This is a genomic window from Neotamlana laminarinivorans, from assembly GCF_020523925.1.
Taxonomy (GTDB): domain Bacteria; phylum Bacteroidota; class Bacteroidia; order Flavobacteriales; family Flavobacteriaceae; genus Neotamlana; species Neotamlana laminarinivorans.
The window spans coordinates 316,965-338,014 of the sequence record NZ_JAJAPW010000001.1 but is presented as its reverse complement, the minus strand read 5'-3'; the positions used below and the strand labels follow the sequence as shown (position 1 = coordinate 338,014).

Sequence of the window (21,050 nt, the reverse complement as noted above, 5' to 3'; positions counted from 1 at the left end):
AAAATACCATATTAATAATAATTTAATTTTAAGTTTATTTAAAGTTAGTTTAGTCGGCTTCGTGCTTAAAAATGTTTAATTTGTAATTAATTAACAAAACTTATTTCTATGGCGTTAAAAGTTGTTATTTCACATAAAACTGTTTACAAATACGACCGTTCGGTTTCTCTATCTCCTCATGTTTTTCGACTACGACCTGCCCCACACAGCAGAACTCCAATAGAGTCTTATTCCATTAAAATAAAGCCAGAAAAGCATTTTTTTAATTGGCAACAAGATCCTTTTGGAAATTATTTAGCCCGACTAACATTTCCTGAAAAAACCAAAGAGCTTTCTGTTGATGTAGAAATAATTGCTGATTTAAAAACTATTAATCCGTTTGATTTTTTTGTTGAAGACTATGCCGAAGAATACCCTTTTGAATACGCTGAAACCACAAAAAAAGAATTACTGCCATATTTAGAAGTTACAGAAAAAGGTGACTTACTTAAAGATTTTTTAAAAACAGTTGATACTTCACCTCGTAAAACAATCTATTTTTTAATAGACTTAAATAAAAAGATTTATGAATACCTAAAATATAACATTAGGCTAGATCCTGGCGTTCAAAGCTGCGAGGAAACATTAACAAAAAAAAGTGGCTCTTGTAGAGATTATGCTTGGTTGTTTGTTCAAGCGCTTCGCCATTTAGGTTTTGGAGCCCGATTTGTTTCTGGTTACATCGTTCAGCTCGCACCAGATGAAAAATCGCTTGATGGTCCTTCTGGCCCAGAACAAGATTTTACAGACCTACACGCCTGGACAGAAGTTTATGTTCCTGGAGCTGGTTGGATTGGCTTCGATTCTACTTCAGGGCTTTTAGCCGGCGAAGGCCATATACCTTTAGCTTGTACTCCTTCGTTTGAAAGCGCTGCTCCCGTAACAGGAATGACAGATGTTTGCGAAACCGAATTTGAATTTGAAAATTCTGTGAAACGCATATTTGAATCACCAAGAGTTACAAAACCTTATACCGAAGACCAATGGGAAGCCATTTACGAATTAGGCCATAAAGTAGACAAGGAATTAGAGGATGGAGATGTAAGACTAACAATGGGTGGCGAACCTACTTTCATTTCTATTGACGATATGGAATCTGCACAATGGAATACCGAAGCAGACGGACCACACAAACGAGAATTAGCAAAAAAATTAGCCAATAAACTTTACGACGAGTTTAGTAATAATGGTATTGTACATCAAGCGCAAGGAAAATGGTACCCAGGAGAACCTATACCCAGATGGAGCATTGAATTATGCTGGCGTAAAGACGGTAAATCTATGTGGCGTAATAGAAATAAAGCTCTATTTTCCGTTTTTGCCGAAAACAACCAATTACCTGAACATGCCGATAAATTATTTTTAGAAACCCTAACTACATATTTAGGCATTACTAAAAACACAATTCTTCCAACTTACGAAGATAGTTTCTATTTTATGTGGGAAGAAAGCAAAATGCCAATAGACATCGATCCTACAAAGGAAAATGGTAATATGTTGGTCAAAGATAAACTTCAAAAATTATTAAAGGATGGCACATCTAAACCAGTTGGGTACGTTGTTCCAATTAATAACTATAGAGATAAATGGTTTACCTGCGAATGGACCTTTAGAAGAAATCATTTATTCTTAATACCAGGAAACTCTCCTATTGGTTTAAGATTACCTTTAGATTCTTTAATTAGAAAAGCTAATCAACAAGAATTTCCTGTTTTAATTCCAGATCAATTCTCTAAATTACAAGAATTACCTCAGTATTTTTCGTCTGTATTAATTAGACGAGATAAATTTTTAAAAAATCAATTAAAACAATACGATAACGAATTTTTTATTAGAACAGCGCTTTGTGCTGAAATAAGAGATGGCAAATTACACTTATTTTTACCACCAACAGAAACTGCTGAAGTATTTTTAAATCTTATCGCTTCAATTGAAGCAACTTCGGCCGAACTTAAAATTCCTGTAATTTTAGAAGGCTATAGCGCTCCAAAAGACAACAGATTAGAGTCTTTAAAAATAACGCCAGATCCGGGTGTAATTGAAGTTAACGTTCATCCTTCAAAAAATTGGAGCGAATTAGTAAACACAACTTTTAAACTATACGAAAACGCAAAACAATCGCGCTTAGGCACCATAAAATATATGGTAGATGGCAAGCATACTGGAACAGGTGGTGGAAATCATGTTACTTTAGGTGGTGTGTCGCCGGCAGATAGCCCTTTACTTCGTAAACCAAGTTTATTGCGTAGTTTATTAACCTTTTGGCAACATCACCCAGGGTTATCATATTTATTTTCTGGCGCTTTTATTGGGCCTACCAGTCAAGCACCTCGTGTAGATGAGGGCAGATTAGAAAATTTATACGAGTTAGAAATTGCCTTTGAAAATATTCCTAAAAATGGCGATGTTCCATTTTGGCTAACCGATAGACTTTTTCGTCATTTACTAACCGATTTAACTGGTAATACGCATAGAGCAGAATTTTGCATAGATAAATTATACTCTCCAGACTCAGCCTCAGGGCGTCTGGGTATTTTAGAGCTTCGAGCTTTCGATATGCCTCCACATGCGCAAATGAGTTTACTACAAAATTTATTAGTAAGAACTCTAGTAGCATGGTTTTGGAAAAAACCTTATGAACATAAACTAATTCGTTGGGGAACAGAATTACATGATAAATTTTTAATTGAACATTTTGTAAGAGACGATATAAACACAATTGTAGAGCAACTAAACCAAGCTGGTTACGAATTTAAAACTGAATGGTTTAATCCGTTTTTTGAGTTTAGATTTCCTCTTTTAGGTTTAAAAACTATTGGTGATATTCATTTAGAGTTACGAGCAGCTATTGAACCTTGGCATGTTTTAGGTGAAGAAATGAGTGGAGCTGGAACCTCTCGTTATGTAGACTCTTCAACAGAGCGTGTACAAATTAAAGTTTCTAATTTTATTAGTGAAAGATATAACGTAACTTGCAACGGTATTAAAATCCCTTTGAAAAAAACCAAAATAAAAGGCGAATACGTTTCAGGAATTAGGTATAAAGCTTGGAATCCGTATTCTGCACTTCACCCAACAATAGGTGTAGATACACCACTTGTTTTTGATGTTGTAGATACATGGAACAACCAGTCTTTAGGAGGCTTTACTTATTTTGTATCGCATCCTGGTGGGCGTTCATACGATACGTATCCAGTTAATAGCTATGAAGCAGAATCACGACGTATCAATCGTTTCTGGGAAATTGGTCAAGCACAAGGCGAAGTTTTTAAACCCAAAAGGTATGTTATAGATCAAAATGAAATTAAAAAGTTTCAAAAAAATCAAAAAAACACAAAAAACTTCCAAGCTAGAGAAATTGAATTTAATGCAGAATTCCCTAATACTTTAGATTTAAGAAGAAAATAATGCCAACCCAATCAAATAACACTTTATTTCAAAATTACTTTTTAGATTTTAAAAATTATGATGAAGTTTTAAAATCTAATATGTCTGTTAATGCTAATTGGCAAAAATTACTCGCTAACTTATCTGAAATTGGTTTTAAAAACCTTTCAAACAAGCAAAAAGAGATTAATTGGCTAATGGAAGAAAATGGTGTCACTTACAACGTTTATAACGACCCTAAAGGTATTCATCGCTCTTGGGATTTAAATGTGGTGCCCTTTTTAATACATGAAACCGAATGGGCTAATATAGAAAAAGGTATAACCCAAAGATCGGAGCTATTAAACTTAATTTTAAAAGATATTTATGGTGAGCAAGAACTAATAAAAAATGGTATTTTACCGCAAGAAATAGTTTATGCACATCGGGGGTTTTTAAGGCAATGCGATAAAGTGTTTTATAACACTGAGAAACATTTGCTAATACACGCTACAGATGTTTCTAGAGGGCCAGATGGCCGTATGTGGGTTGTAAACGATAGAACTCAAGCCCCATCGGGTATGGGTTACGCTCTAGAAAACCGCTACTCACTTAGTCGTATTTTTCCAGAAGCTTTTAAAAACATAAATGTTAAGCAATCGTCTAAATTCTTTTATGAATTTAACCAAATGCTAATTAACTGTGCTCCGCAAAATAAAGCCAATCCTAATATTGTTATTTTAACACCTGGCCCTTTAAACGAAACCTATTTTGAACATGCTTATATGGCATCTTTTCTAGGTTATCCATTGGTTACAGGAAACGATTTAGTAGTTAGAAATGGTAAACTTTGGATGAAAACCTTAAAAGAATTAAGGCAAATAGATGTTATTTTAAAACGTGTTGATGATGTTTTTCTGGATCCATTAGAATTAAGGGAAGATTCATATTTAGGAGTAGCTGGTTTACTAGATATTATTAGAAATAAACAAGTTGCTGTAGTAAACCCTATAGGAAGCGGGGTTTTAGAAAACTCAGGACTTATTCCATTTATGAATCAAATTTGTAACTACTTTTTTGATGAAGACTTAATTTTGCCTCAAATTGCTTCTTGGTGGTGTGGGCAAAAAAAAGAACTTAATTATGTATTAAGTCATTTAAACGAACTTGTTGTAAAACGCATTGACCGATCGAACCGAGAAAATATTTTCTTTTGCGAGTTTTTAAACGAAAAAGAGTTAACAAAACTGCGAGAAGAAATTTTAGCAGCACCCTATAAATTTGTAGCACAAGCAAAAATTTCGTTTTCTACCGCTCCAAATTTTATTAACGGAGCATTAGAGCCTCGTAAAGTAATGTGTCGCATTTTTTCTATAGCAAACAAAAACAAATATAAAGTTATGCCTGGTGGCTTGGTAAGAGTTGCTGCAGAACGAGAAACTTTATTTGTATCGAACAGACGCGGCGGAATAAGTAAAGATTTTTGGGTAGTTACAGATAAGCCAGAAACAAACTACCAAAGTTATTCTTGGGATAATTCTTGTAGAATTGATATTGCAGATATTAATAATTTACCTAGTAATACGGCCGAAAACTTATTTTGGTCTGGGCGCTATTTAGGCAGAGCTCTAGTAACTGCAAGGTATTTACGTATGGTTTTGAATCGAATGAATCAACAGCATTATGATGCTTCAGCCACAGATTCTGAAAGCTTAACATTACTATACAAGTCTGTTACTAATATAACCTCTACATTTCCTGGGTTTACGGGAGAAAATTCAGAAGAAAAACTTAAAAACCCATTAAAAGAACTTTCATCATTAGTGTTGGATGAGACTAGAATTGGAAGTTTTGCGCAAACTATGTCTAGCTTTAATAATTCATACTACTCTTTAAGAAGCTTATGGTCTAAAGATATGTGGAGAGTGTTTGACAGTATAAAAAAACTTTGGACAAAATTTAAAGAAGAAAAAAATTACTCAATAATATCGTTAACTAAATTGTTAGATAGAGTAATTACTCGTTTAATTGCTTTTATGGGATTAATTGAAGAAAGCATATTAGTAAACCAAGGGCTACTACTATATTTTATAGGATTACAAACCGAGCAAGCTATGATGCATGTAGCTAAATGCCGTTCGTTATTAGTGCCAAATTATGACGAAATTTTACAATACGAAATATTAGAATCTTTTTTATCTAGCCACGAAAGTTTAAACATATACCGCTACAGTTACCGTTCGTATTTAAGCATAGAAAATGTAATAAATCTAGTTATACTAGATAAAGAATATGCTAAGTCGTTAACTTACCAAATAAAAAGGATTAAAAAAGATTTAGATAGGTTGCCAAATAACGAATTAGAAACAACAACACCTTGTAAAGAAACAATTAATAAGGCTTATAATATTGTTAAAAATTTAAATGTTAAAAGTTTAATTGATTTAGATGATACTGAATCTGTTCGGGAGAATTTAGATGCTGTTTTAGCTGAACTTAGTGATTTACTACACGAAACTTCGCTTGCTATTTCCGACACCTATTTTAATCACGCTTATCAACAAACGCAGTTAGTTACACAAAGTTTTCCGTTACCATAATTAATAATAATGACTACATATCAATTATCACATATTACAAGTTATAATTACGAATATGGTGTTACATTTTGCCACAATTTGGCTACACTTAAACCTAAAAACTTTTTAGGACAAACATTATTAGATTATAGTTTAGAAATTTCGCCTACACCCGCAGAAATTAGTAATAAGTTAGATTTTTTTGGAAATAATATTACGCGTTTTTCAATTCAAAAATATCATAAAGAATTAAAAGTTACTGCCACAAGTAAAATATTAAGAGATTACACGGCTGCACCTAATATAGATGATAATATTCCTGCAAAAGGAATTACGCTAACAGATTGTTTAAACTATTTTAAACAAACATTACCAGAATTAATTTCAGTAAAACAATTTATCTTAGAATCTGTTTTAATTGCAAAAATTACACCTGCAATTAAAGCTTACGCAGAGGTTTCATTTAAACCAAATAGATCTGTTTTTGAAGCAACATACGAACTAATGCATCGTATTTTTACGGATTTTGAGTTCAATACAACAGCTACTAACGTTGCCACTCCAATACAAGATGTAATTAAAAAGAAAAAAGGTGTTTGCCAAGATTTTGCTCAAATTGCTATTGCTTGTGTAAGATCTGTGGGTTTACCTGCAAGATATGTTAGCGGCTATATAGAAACCTTGCCGCCACCAGGCAAAGAAAAACTAATTGGTAGCGATGCTTCTCATGCTTGGTTTTCTGTTTATATTCCTAATTTTGGTTGGGTAGATTTTGACCCCACAAACGACCAAATACCTAAAAACCAACACTTAGTTGTTGCTCATGGTCGAGATTATTATGATGTACCTCCTTTAAAAGGCGTAATTTACAGTACCGGACAAAATAAACTGCATGTATCTGTAGATTTAAGACCGGCTAATTAAATTTATAAAAAAAAGCCATCAAATTAATTTGATAGCTTTTTAATTTATTATTGTTATTTAACGTTAATTATATAGATTCACCTTTATGATTTACATTAAATGCATAAACATAAACTTCGCCATAGTTATCGCTTCTCCCAAAATACTCTTCCTCAGTACTTTCGTTTGATTGTGTGTAATTACCAACTTTAAAATATACATCGTCATAATCAATATCCATAAGTACTGTATTGCCACCATCAGATAACAAATAATTATTAGCATTACCATTGTTATAGGCTGTTCTTAAATTACCATCTTCACTGTAATAACAATAATGTTTTCCATCAATTATCCTGAAAATAACCTCAAATTTAGTTCCCAGAGTATATCCTCTTTTAATAGTTAAATCTTCTCTTAAATCTCCACCATTAAAACTTAAAAATAGATGATCATCTTCTAATCTTACAACCATAGAATCATCAATTCCTTCAGATTTATTACCGTGAATTTGCCCTGCAACTAAATGCGATTTATTAATTGGTAAATGCGTAATAGCTTGTTGTATGTATAAGGCATGATCGCCGTCTGTAGTCCAATAAACGTCACTGCTTCCATCCTCTTCGCGTTCTCTTAATTCTGATCTGGAATACCCAGTTTGATCTGAAGTAGTTCCTAATTCACCACCATCTAAATAAACAGAAAATATTAATGCATCTTGGTTATCGCTAACCTCATATTGTCCAGTAACCTCACCTTGAGAACATAATTGTTTTTGCTCTGAACCATCTACCCAAGTAATTTTCCATTGATTACAATTTTCAAAGAAATCCCATGGGTTTGAACCTGTTGGTGTGTCAACGGGATCAACCGGATCAACTGGTTCTCCTGTACTTTCTCCAAATACTTGTACCTCTGCTAAAGATAATGGTTGGCTGTCTTTTAATTTAACACGAACTCTGTTACCAAATACACCTCCTGTGTTAATGGTTACAGATGGGGTTGGTGTTTCTGTTATTGTAGTTTTATATACTTGGTTTCCTGCTACGTTATAAACAAATACATCAAAATTACTTAACCTATCCATGCAACAGTTTGTACGGTTCCAAATTACAATTTCTTCAATATTGGTATCGTTAGCCAAACGCACTTGCCACCAAGATTGATATTCGTTTGTAGCACTGTGTGTTACACTATTTTGATTCCAAACTCCACTGGTATTTCCATCAATTGCTCGAGAAGCAACGCCACCATAACCTGTAGATGATTGTTCTGCAGTTCCTTCTAACGCTAAGTTTGTTGAGCTGGAACTTGAATTGCCACTTAAAGTAAAACTATCTATATCCAATAAATAGCCCGAACTACCAGTAAAAACGACATATAAATCAGAATTGGTAGAATCGTCATTTAAACTACCCGTAAAAGTTTGCATATTTGCCCAACCTCCTGTATTTGATACAGAAACCGTACCCAACAAATCTCCACCTGTAGGACTTCCAGCTCTAAATTCTATAATACCTCCACTATTACCACTTGAGGCTTGAATACTTACTGAGCTAGCTCCTGAATAATCAAAATCGTCAAAACGAATCCAGTCACCATTATTAATGTAACCTACTCGAGAACCACTTCCTGCAATTTGAACTCCACTTTGTGAACTGTAAGCTTCGGCTTGAATAATTGAATTTAAATTAGCTGATAACGCTGTTGATGTTGGATTGGTTTCTACAAGTTCTGAATCTAACTCATCTGTTGCACAATTGCTAAATACTACCAAAAGCCCCATGGCTAAAGGTTTAAAATAATTTTTCATGTTAATTTAGTTTAGTTTATTAATATTTTATCCAGAAAATTGGTTTCCCAGATTGGTTTACCAAAAGTACATCAAATTAAGTAGTTAACAAAATATTAACAGGAAAATTACTAATAACATATTTTAAGCTAAAAAATATTCAATTTTATTCATTTTATAAAATAAGCAATCTTTACAATAGTATTTTTAATTAAAAAATAAAAGCATTATAATTATCGTTATTTTTGCATGAACTTTTATTTATTTAAATGAAACAATCAATTATAGTTTATATAATACTGTTAAACATTTTTTCTAATTTATCAGTATCTGCTCAAGAAAAAAAGAAAATTGAAATAGAATATGCAGGTAAATTAACCATTGATGAAGCTAATTTTCCTGGTGCAAAAATATTAACTCGTGATGATTCTCAACAGGTTCAGGTACATCACCAAGGAGCAATTTTATGGTGCGATAAAGCTATACATTATGGTAAAGAAGATTTTATTGAAGCTTATGGAAATGTAAAGTTAATACAAGGCGACACTATAAATATGACTTCAAAATATATTGAATATAGTGGATTTACTGAATTAGCTTTTGCACATGGTGATGTTGTTTTAAAAGACCCAAACTCAACCATTACTTCAGATACTTTATATTATGACAAATTGAATCAGCAAGCTTTTTACAAACAAGGCGGTACGGTTGTTAAAGATTCTTCTGGAACAATTACAAGTAAAATTGGTAGGTATTTTATGAATATGAAAAAATACCAATTTGTAGAAGATGTAGTTTTAATAAATGATAGCACAACTATTAACTCTAATTTTTTCGATTTTTATTCTGATACAGGTCATGCCTATCTTTTTGGACCGTCAACTATAACCTCTCCAGAAAGTAAAACCTATTGTGAGAAAGGTTTCTATGATACAGAAAATAAACTGGGGTATGCTGTAAAAAATTCAAAAATATATTATGACAATCGAATTATTGAAGGTGATAGTTTATATTTTGATAATAATAAAAACTTTGCATCGGCCACCAACAATATTAAGGTAACAGACACCCTAAACAATAGTATAATTAAAGGTCATTATGCCGAAGTTTATAAAGCCAAAGATTCTGTTTTTATTACCAAACGTGCTTTAGCCATTACCGTACAAGAAAACGATTCTATTTATATGCATGCCGACAAAATAATGGTAACCGGTAAGCCCGAAAACCGTATAGTTAATGCTTATTATAACGCAAAAATTTATAAAACCGATATAAGTGGGAAGGCTGACTCTATTTATTCAAATCAAAAAACCGGTATAACCAAATTAATTAATATTTCGAAGTTAGGAGCAACGGATAAGTTTTCGGTGAAAAGAAAACCTATTTTATGGAATTATGAAAACCAAATGACAGGCGATACCATTCATCTAATATCGAATACAAAAACCGAAAAACTTGATTCTTTATTAGTATTTAACAACGCGTTTGTTATAAGTCAAGATACAATAAGTAAAACAGGATACAATCAAATTAAAGGTTTAAGTCTAGTTGGTTTATTTAATGAAGAAAATCAATTGCGCCAAGTAGATATTACAAAAAATGCAGAGTCTATTATTTGGGCTAGAGACGACCAACAAGAACTTATTGGTATTGATAAAGCAAAATCAGGAAGTATAACCATGCTTTTTGAAAATGGCGATATTGAAGAGTACACGAGATTTAATCAAGTGGATGGAACTTTAAGCCCAGAATCTAAATCTCCTGAAAAAGAACGTATTTTAAAAGATTTTGGTTGGAGAGAAGACGAACGCCCATTGAGTGTTGAAGATTTGTTTAAAGACGATCCTCCTTTCGAATTAGCAACCATTAAAGGCTTAGAAGATTATGTTCCGCAAGATGCCTTTTTTAACGAAGATATGCTTGAACGTATTGAAATGGCTGGGAAAATGTCGCCTTCTCAATTTATAATAAAAAAAGACGAGAATTTACTAAAATTTTCTAATGATTTAAAAAATAAATCGTGGTTTAAAAAAAATCTTGTAATCATGCCTAATTACATAATAGCGCCAAATAATACTAAAGATGCTCATAAATTATTTAATAAAGCTCCAAAAAACGCATTAATTTTTCAAAATGTGCTTAAACAAAAAGGACAATTAAAAGCTTCTGTATGGTTAAAAGGTAAAGGAAAAATAATCTTTAGGTTTAAAGTTAAAAATATTCATCAAAAATCTTTTAAAGATCTTAATAATCAAATTATAAATCTTACAAATAATTGGGTTAATTATACTTTAGAAGGAAATTTAGATGAACTATCTGATGTCAAATTCCTCATTGGGTCTATTAACCCTCCTGAAGAAGTACATGTTTGGGGAGCTTCTCTCATAAAAATAAAAGACTAACATTGAAACAAAACTTCCTAAAATACCAAGCTCAAACCTCACCACATCCATTAGGTTTAGAAATTTCACATGCCAAAGGTTCCTATATTTACGATATTGAGAATAATGCGCATCTAGATTTTGTTGCGGGAGTTTCGGCTACACCTCTAGGACATAATCATCCTAAAATAATTCATGCAATAAAAAATCAATTAGATAAATACATGCATGTAATGGTTTATGGTGAATATGTACAAAAACCATCAGTTGAGCTTTCAAAATTATTAGCCCAAAATCTTCCAGAACCATTAGAACAAACCTATTTAACTAATTCAGGAACAGAAGCTATTGAAGGTGCTTTAAAACTTGCAAAACGCGCCACTGGTAGAAGTGAAATCATATCGGCCAAAAACGCTTATCATGGTAATACAATGGGCTCTATGAGTGTTATGGGATATGAGGAACGTAAACAAGCCTTCAGACCACTTTTGCCAAATATTAATTTTATTGAATTCAATAATTTAGATGACCTAAATAAAATTACAACAAAAACTGCCTGTGTAATTTTAGAAACCATACAAGGAGGTGCAGGATTTATAGTTCCTAAAAACAATTATTTGAAAGCCGTTAAAAAAAGATGTTCTGAAGTAGATGCTCTGCTAATTTTAGATGAAATTCAACCAGGGTTTGGCAGAACAGGTAAACTATTTGGTTTTGAACACTACAGCTGCATTCCAGATATTTTAGTAACAGGTAAAGCATTAGGTGGCGGCATGCCTATTGGTGCATTTACAGCTTCAAAAGAACTTATGCTTCTATTACAAGACAACCCAAAACTAGGTCATATTACAACCTTTGGTGGTCACCCAGTAATTGCAGCTTCTGCTCTAGCTACTTTAAAAGAAATCACAGAAACCAACTTAATTAATGAAACTTTAGAAAAAGAAAAATTATTTAGAAAACTATTAATTCATCCGTTAATAAAAGAAATTCGTGGTATTGGGCTCATGTTAGCCTTAATTATGCCAACTCCTGAAATAACAAATCAATTAATTCTTAAATGTAAAGAAAAAGGATTAATACTTTTTTGGTTATTATTTGAACCAAAAGCTGTTAGAATTACCCCCCCTTTAACTATTTCTAGACCGGAAATAGAGCAAGGTTGTAAAATTATATTATCAATTTTAAACAAAATAGAGTCATAATTTTCCTATATAAAAATTATAAGTCTACACACTATCAATAATATATTTATTTACTATTTTTTCAAAGTTGTTGATTACTTTGTTAAAAACATTTCTTACTTTATTGTTTAAATAGCAAAATAGAATTTAATTTTATTACAGAACAAATTACCAATTTGCTTATGAAGTTTAGTTCGGAAGACAACAATAACTTACCACTTACCAAATTTGAATTAATGCTTAAAACCAATCATGTTTTATTTTTTGATTCTGAAGAATTTGAAAACATAATACACCATTATCTAAATCAAGGTAAAATTGCATTAGCTAAAAAAGCTATTAAACTTAGTTTAGACCAACACCCTAGCTCGGTAAACCTAAAACTTTTTAAGGTAGAGGTTATGGTTTTTGAGGATAAGTTAGATGAAGCAGACGACATGTTAAACGAACTTCATTTACTAGATCCTAATAACGAGGAAATTTACATTCAAAAAGCAAATATTTTTTCTAAACGAGACGATCATCTTCAGGCTATAAACGTATTAAAAAAAGCTATTAATTTAACTGATGACGCAGTAGATTTATACTCCTTAATAGGAATGGAATATTTATTTTTAGATGAATATGAAGATGCAAAAACATATTTTATGAAATGTATTGAAGAAGATCAAACCGATTTTTCTTCTTTATACAATATAATTTACTGCTTCGAGTTCTTAAATCAACACGAAGATGCCATATCGTATTTAAATATTTTTTTAGATTCTAACCCTTATTGCGAAGTAGCATGGCATCAATTAGGCAAACAATATTTAGTTTTAAAAGATTACAAAAAAGCTTTGGCTGCATTCGATTTTGCTATAATTTCTGATGACACTTTTGTTGGTGCCTATCTAGAACGTGGCAAAGTTTTAGAAAAATTAAAACGCTACCAAGATGCCATTGAAAGTTATACCATAACACTTTCTTTAGACGATCCATCTGCATTTGCACTATTACGCATTGGTAATTGCTACGAAAAATTAAAAAAGAACGACTTGGCACTTCAATTCTATACTAAAGTTACCAGAGAAGACCCTTCATTAGAAAAAGGTTGGATAGCCTTAACACGTTTTTTTTACAAGAAAAAAGATTATAACAAAGCTTTGTCTTATATAAAATCTGCCATTCATATAAACTCTGAAAATGCGACTGTTTGGAAATTGTATTCACAAATTAACCAACGTCTCAAATTTTATGAAGAGGCAGAAAAAGGTTTTAAAAAAACTTTAGAGCTTGGTAATTATGAACTAAATACTTGGCTTTCCAGAGGCGATTTGCTAATTAAGCTAGGCGAACCCGAAGCCGCAATTTATAACTTCGAGCAAGCTGTAGATTTTTACCCTGATAATGCTGAATTAGATTACAGATTAGCTGGATTATATTTTTCATTAAATGAAAATAATAAAGGTGTTTTTCATTTAAAAAATGGTTTAAAACATAACGAAGATTACGCTTTTATAATTGAAGAACTTTTCCCAGAAGTTGCCAATAAAATTCTAGTAAAAAATATTCTAAAAACAAATCTTTAATAAATCATTTAATTAAAATGTATACCTTTGATTTTAACAAAAAAAGTCAAGTATGCAACGAAGTATTAAAGATTATTTTATTATTTCCTTAAAAGGTTTAGCCATGGGAGCTGCAGATGCAGTACCTGGTGTCTCAGGCGGAACTATTGCCTTTATTTCTGGTATCTATGAAGAGTTAATCAGCTCCATAAGTAACATAAATTTATCTCTCTTCAAAAATTTATTTAAGGATGGATTTTCATGTTTTTGGAAAGAATTAAATGGTAATTTCCTTTTAGCATTACTTACAGGAATAGTTATTAGTTTTATATCTTTTATGAAACTAGCCAAATACCTTTTAGAGTACCACCCAATTTTAATTTGGTCGTTCTTTTTTGGCTTAATAGTAGCAAGTATTTACTTTGTTGGCAAGCAAATTACAAAATGGAATGTAGCTACAATAATTACATTACTCATTGGTGCAATTATCGCCTTTTACATTAGTAAATCACCAGCGCTAGGTAATAATGAGAGTTCTTGGTTTTTATTTTTTGCTGGAGCCATTGCTATTTGTGCAATGATATTACCCGGCATTTCTGGTTCTTTTATCTTAATAATTTTAGGTGCTTATCAAACTTTAAGCAATGCTATTCATTACCTTGATATAAAAAAAATACTAATTTTTGTATCGGGAGCAATAATAGGTTTATTAAGTTTTAGTCATGTGCTTAAATGGCTATTTAAAAACTACCATAATTTAACTTTAGCTGCTTTAACTGGTTTTATTTTAGGCTCATTAAATAAAGTTTGGCCGTGGAAAAAAACTTTAACATGGCATACCAACTCTAAAGGTATTGATGTCCCTGTACTTCAGGAAAGTATTTCTCCTTTTTCTTTTGAAGGAAATCATCAATTAGTTTTTGCTATTATATTAATGATGTTAGGTTTTTTAACTATTTTTCTATTAGAAAAACTAGGCTCAAAAAAATAAAATGGAAAGCACCCGAACACTTACCGATAAAATTTTCCTTGTGTTAAAGGGTTTAGGCATGGGTGCTGCAAATAAAGTGCCTGGTGTTTCTGGTGGTGTTGTTGCGTTTGTTGCTGGTTTTTATGAAGAGTTTATTTATTCATTAAAAAAAGTAAATAAAAATGCTTTTAAACTTCTTTTAAACGGCCGTTTTAAAAGTTTTTATAAATATATAAATGGCAAATTTTTAAGCCTACTTTTTTTAGGAATGCTCATAAGTTATTTCAGTATTTCTAAAGCACTCGATTACTTAATTATACATTATGAGCTATATGTTTGGAGTGTATTTTTCGGAATGATTTTAGGCTCTATTTATAGTGTAAGTAAAGATTTTAAAGCTTGGAACTACCAAACAATAATTGCTTTAAGCATAGGCATAATAGCAGGATTAAGCGTAAGTTTTTTAAGTCCTGCCAAAGAAAATGATAACCTTTGGTTTGTGTTTTTTTGTGGTATTATAAGTGTTTCTGGAATGACCTTACCTGGGTTTTCAGGATCTTTCATACTTATTTTATTAGGCAATTATGTATTGTTACTTGTAGATTCTGTTAATGCATTATACAATACTTTTACCGAAATTTTTAAAGGAAATTTTAGTTTTATACAAAACAACGAGCGCATTAAGCTACTAAAAGTTTTAGGTGTATTTACACTTGGCTCTATTACTGGTTTAGTTACCTTCTCACATTTGTTAAGCTATATTCTTAAACATTACAAAAATATTACAGTTGCCACTATTTTAGGCTTTATTATTGGTTCATTAGGCGTTGTTTGGCCCTGGAAAAAAACCATATACAAACTAAACCATGAAGGCAATTTTATTCATGATAGTTCCGGTGAAAAGATTATTGAATTTTATAAAAGATATATACCGTATTTAGAAACAGAAACATATATAGCTATCGCCTATATTTTCTTAGGCATTTTTATAGTTTTGAGTTTAGATTGGTACGGACAAAAAACAAGACAACCAAAATGAAAAAATTAGGGTTATTAGGAAAAAACATATCATATTCCTTCTCTCGCGCATATTTTAAAGAAAAATTTCAGAAAGAAGGTATTAACAACATAGTTTACGATAATTATGATATTACTGATATTAAACATTTTCCTGAAATAATAAAAAATACTAAAGGCCTAAAAGGCTTAAATGTTACAATACCATACAAGCAAGAAGTAATGCCTTACCTTAACAAAATAAAGAAAAAGGCCAAAGCAATTGGTGCTGTAAATACTATAAAAGTAACAAAAACAGGTAATTTAGTTGGTTATAATACAGATTATTATGGGTTTTTAAAATCTATAGAACCATATATTAAACCATACCATATGAGCGCTTTAATTTTAGGAACTGGTGGGGCTAGCAAAGCCATTGCCTACGCGTTAAGTCAACTTGATATTCCATATCATTATGTCTCCAGAACAAAATCTAAAGGTGTAACTTATACATACGAAACATTAACGCCAAGTATAATACAACAACACAAAATTATAGTTAACTGTACACCTTTAGGTACATTTCCAGATGTAAATGTTTGCCCAAATATACCTTACGAAGGCATAACAAAACATCACATACTTTTCGATTTAATTTACAATCCAGAAATAACTAAATTCTTAAAACACGGTAACGATAAAGAAGCTACAACTGTAAATGGTTCTAAAATGCTAGAATTACAAGCCGAAAAGTCTTGGGAAATATGGGGCTTAGCTAAATAAACATAATCAAATTAATTAAAAGTTACTTGCTTTTTTGTAAATAACAAGGTTGTTACTATCTTTATCTCAATTGAACCTAAGTAAGAACCCTAACATTTAAAAAATGTCTGACGAAAAGAATACATCTCAATCTGAAGAATTAGAAAACACTAATTCTAATGAAATATCTTCTGAAACCAACCCTAACAATGAGCAAGAAGCTACAAACGAAACATCTGAACATGATGATGTTTTAAATGAAATTGAAGAGTCTAATGCAGAAGATGCAGAAGACGAAGGTAATAAAGACAGACATACTATTGAAGTAAAAGCCTACGATACCATGTCGCTAGAAGCTCTAGCTATAGAGCTAGAAAAGCTAGTTAAAAATGAAAAAACACAGGCAATACGTTCGCATGTTAATAGCATAAATACAGAGTTTAAAAGCAAATTTGAAGCGCTCCTAGAAGAAAAAAAGGAAGAGTTTTTAAACGATGGGGGTAACGAAATAGATTTTTATTATTCTTCACCTGTTCATAAACGATTTAAAACCGCATACAAAGAATATCGCCAAAAATTAAATGAACATTACCAGAATATTGAAAAAAATCTTAAACAAAACTTAGCGCAAAAACTCGAAATAATTGAGGAATTAAAAGGCTTAATAAATGTTGAAGAAAACATAAATAATACCTATAAACATTTTAAAGAATTACAAGAACGCTGGAGAAACACAGGGCCTATTCCTAGAGATAAATATAATAATGCATGGAATAGCTACCACCACCAAGTAGAAATATTTTACGATTTTCTGCATTTAAACCGAGACTTACGCGACTTAGATTTTAAACATAATCTCGAGAAAAAACTATTAATAATAGAACGCGCAGAAGAACTTGCTAAAAAAGATGATGTTTTAACAGCTTTTAGGGAATTACAAGAACTTCATAAAATGTGGAAAGAAGAACTTGGGCCTGTTGCTAAAGAATACCGTGAAGATATTTGGGAACGTTTTAAGGCAGCTACAAAAACTATAAACGATAAACGTCAAATCTATTACAAAGAAATAGATAAAGTATACGAGAAAAATTTAGAGAAAAAACTTGAAATTATAGAAAGTATAAATACTATACACCAACAACAAATTACTTCGCATGGTGCATGGCAGAAAAAAATAAAAGAAATTGAAGCGCTTCGAGAAGCATTTTTTAACGCAGGAAAAGTTCCTTTAAAGGTTAACGAGGAAACTTGGGCTAAATTTAAAGAAGCAGTTAGAACTTTTAATCGTAAAAAGAATGCATACTACAAAGGCCTTAAAAAAGAGCAATATAGCAATTTACAAAAAAAGCTAGATTTAGTACAAATAGCTGAAGATAATAAGGATAGTGACGATTTTGAGGTGACCACACCACTAATGAAAAAAATCCAGAGCGATTGGAAAAAAATTGGGCATGTACCAAGAAAAGATAGCGACAAAATATGGAAACGCTTCAAAGCCGCTTGTAATTTTTATTTTGATAAGCTTCATGCTACCAAAAATGCTGCAAATAAAGAGTTTGTTGAAGCGTACAATAAAAAAAATGCATTTTTATCAACCCTTAAGGATATAAAATTAAGCGGAACCAAAGACGAAAAAATTGCCACTATAAAAGAAAAAATTGCCGAATGGCAAACCATTGGTAGGGTACCTAATGATAAACGTTACATTGAAGGCAAATTCCAAAAAACTATTGATGAATTACTTTCCGGATTAGATATGGAAAAAAATGAAGTTGAAATGATTAAGTTTGAAAATAAACTTGATACTTTATCTGCTGCATCAGATGATAATAGAGACTTAGATAACGAACGTGCATTTATTCGTAAAAAAATAGATGAAGTTAAAGCTCAAATAAATCAACTTGAAAATAACCTTCAATTTTTTACTAATGTAGATGATGATAATCCTTTAGTAAAGGAAGTTAAAAACAATATTAAAGCACACAAAGAATCGTTAAATCTTTGGAAAACTAAGCTTAGTAAAATTAAAGAATTGTATTAAAAGTAATTATTAATTGTGTTAATTAAATGACCTCGATGAATATTAGTTTATTTATCGAGGTTATTTTTTATAAATTAATAATTATTAAGTTTAGCTTCTTCCCAAAACACATTCATTTCTGCAAGTGTCATATCTTTTAAGCTTTTATTTAAAGCTTTAGCTTTTTCCTCTAAATATTTAAATCTTCCAGAGAATTTTTTATTGGTACGCTCCAGGGCATTTTCAGGATTAATTTTTAAAAATCGGGCATAATTAACCATAGAAAATAAAACATCTCCAAATTCACTTTCCATAGCTTCTTTATTTCCAGAATTTACCTCAACTTTAAATTCTGTAAGCTCCTCCTCTACTTTTTCCCAAACTTGTTCTGGTTTTTCCCAATCAAAACCTACACCAGCAACTTTATCTTGAATTCTGTTGGCTTTTACCAAAGCTGGTAAACTTTTTGGTACGCCCTCTAAAACGCTTTTTTTACCTTCCTTTAATTTCAAATTTTCCCAATTACGCTTTACATCTTCTTCATTTTCAACTTTTACATCACCATAAATGTGCGGATGTCGGTGTATTAACTTATCGCAAATAGAGTTACAAACATCTGCTATATCAAAATCTTTTGTCTCGCTTCCAATTTTAGAGTAAAATACAATATGTAATAATACATCGCCTAATTCTTTTTTAACCTCATCTAAATCATTATCTAAAATAGCGTCTCCTAATTCGTAAGTTTCCTCAATAGTTAAATGCCTGAGTGTCTCCATGGTTTGTTTTTTATCCCATGGGCATTGTTCTCTTAATTCATCCATAATGGTTAATAATCGGTCGAAGGCTTTTAATTGGTTTTCTCTAGAATTCATAGGTTACTTGAAGTTTAATGCTTAGATGAAGAGAATTAATATTTCAGCAAAACTAATATTAATATTCTTATAAAAATTTATGGATTCAATTTATTTAAATATAATAAGATATAATTTGCCTTTATTATAATATTAATAAATTTTAGACAATGCTTTATTTAATAAAACATCAATTTATTAAAAAACATAAAATCATTTAAACGAAATTTTAATATATAAATATTTTAAAAACAACTTTTTACCTATATTAGTAAAATAATTCTTTCATTAACAAGAAAAAATTTTACTGTATGAAAATAAGATATATCTTACTGTTTTTTACACATACCATATTTGCTCAAGTAGGTATTGGCACAACTACACCTATGGCCACTTTAGATGTTAATGGTAATTTAAAGGTAGATACAACAATTTTAGAAACTAACCAACAGGTAGTTCGTGATTCTATTTTAGTAATATCTCAGGATGGTATGATAAACAGAACCAAGGCTACTACTATTTTAAATGCCACTTTACCCACAATGGTTAAAGCCTCTATGAGTGGCGGCGGTAGTATAGCACACGCCATTTTATTAAGCGCTCCTGAAACTATTAAATATGATACAGAAACTATAGATAATAACAACGAGTTTGATACTACAACTCATGTTTTTACAGCTAAACAAGATGGAATTTTTGCTATAAGTGCACAAATTAAAATTAGCTCGTTAATTACACTTAGTACAAATTTTGGTATTGGTATTTACAAAAATGGTGTAAAAATAGCTGAAGAAGAGTTTCTAAGTATTGCAGTAAGTGCCGTAAATGTTTCTTCTCCTTTTAGAACTACATCTACTATTACAGATTTGTTGGCTGGAGATGAAATAACATTTAAAGTATCTTCAACATTAGCAACAGTTAATTTACTTGGCAATTCTACAGAATCATTTTTTACAATTTACCAGCTTAGATAACTTTACACCGCGTTAGGGATTGAAACGGCATCCTTTTTTGAGGCGAGAAAAAGATATAGTGTAAAGCCCGTCACAATTTTTTACACTATAATTAGCTTGATAAAATAATATAAATTTACTTCTTGTTCTTTAAGTTTTTATTCTACTAAAAAATTGTGAAACGACTAAATAATAGGCATTATGTAATTTTAAGTATTTGGCATTTAATTTGTTTGTAACATTTTAGTAGTTTTTATTACTAACAATTAAAACAAGTTTAATTTAAAAGAAAAATAAAAATGATTAGCAAAGGAACATTAATTTTAGGAACACTTATTGGTGCTGGTTTGGGTGTTTTACTGGCTCCAGATAAAGGTAAAATTACCAGAGATAAATTAAAGAAAGAAGGCGGCAACATTAAGGATAAAATTACTGAAGATTTTACCGAAGTTACCGAAGATTTAAGTAAAGCTGCAGCTTCTGGAAAAGATAAATTTAAGGAAGATTTAAAAGGTTTTGCAAAAAAGGCTAGTTACAAAACTGAAGACGCTATTACTTTTTTAGAAAAACAATTAGCTATTCTAAAAGAAAAAAACAGAAATTTACAGCATAACTAGCTAAAAACTATTTTAAGTTTACACTGAAGTTAATTCAAGGGTAAATGAAAATAAAAAAATCCAACTTAAAATGTTGGATTTTTT

The 21,050-nt window shown here is 31.1% G+C and carries 14 protein-coding genes; 12 read left to right on the top strand and 2 right to left on the bottom strand.

The genetic code is table 11. From position 1 onward, the window contains the following. Positions 1–108: 108 nt before the first annotated feature. The 3 genes from LG649_RS01575 to LG649_RS01565 are packed head-to-tail and all read left to right on the top strand — an operon-like array spanning position 109 to position 6,908. Positions 109–3,447, top strand: a complete 3,339-nt coding sequence (locus LG649_RS01575) for a transglutaminase family protein (protein WP_226540205.1) — start codon at positions 109–111, stop codon at positions 3,445–3,447. Then, entirely contained in the window at positions 3,447–6,005 is a 2,559-nt protein-coding gene (locus tag LG649_RS01570) for a circularly permuted type 2 ATP-grasp protein (protein ID WP_226540204.1), read from the top strand. The genes LG649_RS01575 and LG649_RS01570 overlap by 1 nt, the downstream gene beginning before the upstream one ends. A 9-nt stretch (positions 6,006–6,014) precedes the next feature. After that, complete coding sequence (locus LG649_RS01565; RefSeq protein ID WP_226540203.1) at positions 6,015–6,908, top strand: transglutaminase family protein; 894 nt, start codon at positions 6,015–6,017, stop codon at positions 6,906–6,908. Between the two features lie 67 nt (positions 6,909–6,975). Here the strand turns inward: LG649_RS01565 and LG649_RS16365 are convergent, their stop codons facing one another. Then, positions 6,976–8,700 carry a carbohydrate-binding protein gene (locus LG649_RS16365; protein ID WP_317197644.1) on the bottom strand — a complete coding sequence of 575 codons (1,725 nt, stop codon included), beginning with the start codon at positions 8,698–8,700 and terminating at the stop codon, positions 6,976–6,978. Between the two features lie 248 nt (positions 8,701–8,948). On the opposite strand from LG649_RS16365, the gene LG649_RS01550 reads away from it, so the two are divergent. The 7 genes from LG649_RS01550 to LG649_RS01520 all read left to right on the top strand — a co-directional run bounded on the left by LG649_RS01550 (position 8,949) and on the right by LG649_RS01520 (position 18,563). Next, entirely contained in the window at positions 8,949–11,081 is a 2,133-nt protein-coding gene (locus LG649_RS01550; RefSeq protein ID WP_226540196.1) for an OstA-like protein, read from the top strand. Positions 11,082–11,083: 2 nt separating this feature from the next. Continuing rightward, positions 11,084–12,265 (top strand): aspartate aminotransferase family protein, encoded by a 1,182-nt coding sequence (locus LG649_RS01545; protein ID WP_226540194.1) that lies wholly within the window; start codon positions 11,084–11,086, stop codon positions 12,263–12,265. 161 nt (positions 12,266–12,426) lie between these two features. Further along, a complete protein-coding gene (locus LG649_RS01540; RefSeq protein WP_226540193.1) occupies positions 12,427–13,815 on the top strand; it encodes a tetratricopeptide repeat protein in 1,389 nt (462 codons plus the stop codon). A 52-nt stretch (positions 13,816–13,867) separates the two neighbouring features. Then, positions 13,868–14,785, top strand: coding sequence for a DUF368 domain-containing protein (locus LG649_RS01535; RefSeq protein ID WP_226540192.1), 918 nt, complete (start codon positions 13,868–13,870; stop codon positions 14,783–14,785). Position 14,786: 1 nt separating this feature from the next. Further along, the gene (locus LG649_RS01530) at positions 14,787–15,803 is read left to right on the top strand and encodes a DUF368 domain-containing protein (RefSeq protein ID WP_226540191.1); all 1,017 of its coding nucleotides are present in this window, start codon (positions 14,787–14,789) and stop codon (positions 15,801–15,803) included. After that, positions 15,800–16,543, top strand: a complete 744-nt coding sequence (locus tag LG649_RS01525; RefSeq protein ID WP_226540189.1) for a shikimate dehydrogenase family protein — start codon at positions 15,800–15,802, stop codon at positions 16,541–16,543. Before LG649_RS01530 ends, LG649_RS01525 begins: the two co-directional genes overlap by 4 nt. Before the next feature lie 103 nt (positions 16,544–16,646). Next, positions 16,647–18,563 carry a DUF349 domain-containing protein gene (locus LG649_RS01520; RefSeq protein WP_226540187.1) on the top strand — a complete coding sequence of 639 codons (1,917 nt, stop codon included), beginning with the start codon at positions 16,647–16,649 and terminating at the stop codon, positions 18,561–18,563. A 74-nt stretch (positions 18,564–18,637) separates the two neighbouring features. On the opposite strand, the gene mazG is transcribed toward LG649_RS01520, so the two are convergent. Beyond that, positions 18,638–19,417: a nucleoside triphosphate pyrophosphohydrolase gene (gene mazG, locus LG649_RS01515; RefSeq protein WP_226540185.1), complete on the bottom strand. Its 780-nt coding sequence runs from the start codon at positions 19,415–19,417 to the stop codon at positions 18,638–18,640. Between the two features lie 290 nt (positions 19,418–19,707). On the opposite strand from mazG, the gene LG649_RS01510 reads away from it, so the two are divergent. Then, the gene (locus LG649_RS01510; protein ID WP_226540183.1) at positions 19,708–20,370 is read left to right on the top strand and encodes a hypothetical protein; all 663 of its coding nucleotides are present in this window, start codon (positions 19,708–19,710) and stop codon (positions 20,368–20,370) included. Between the two features lie 278 nt (positions 20,371–20,648). Then, positions 20,649–20,966, top strand: a complete 318-nt coding sequence (locus LG649_RS01505; protein ID WP_226540181.1) for a YtxH domain-containing protein — start codon at positions 20,649–20,651, stop codon at positions 20,964–20,966. The last annotated feature ends 84 nt before the right edge of the window (positions 20,967–21,050 follow it).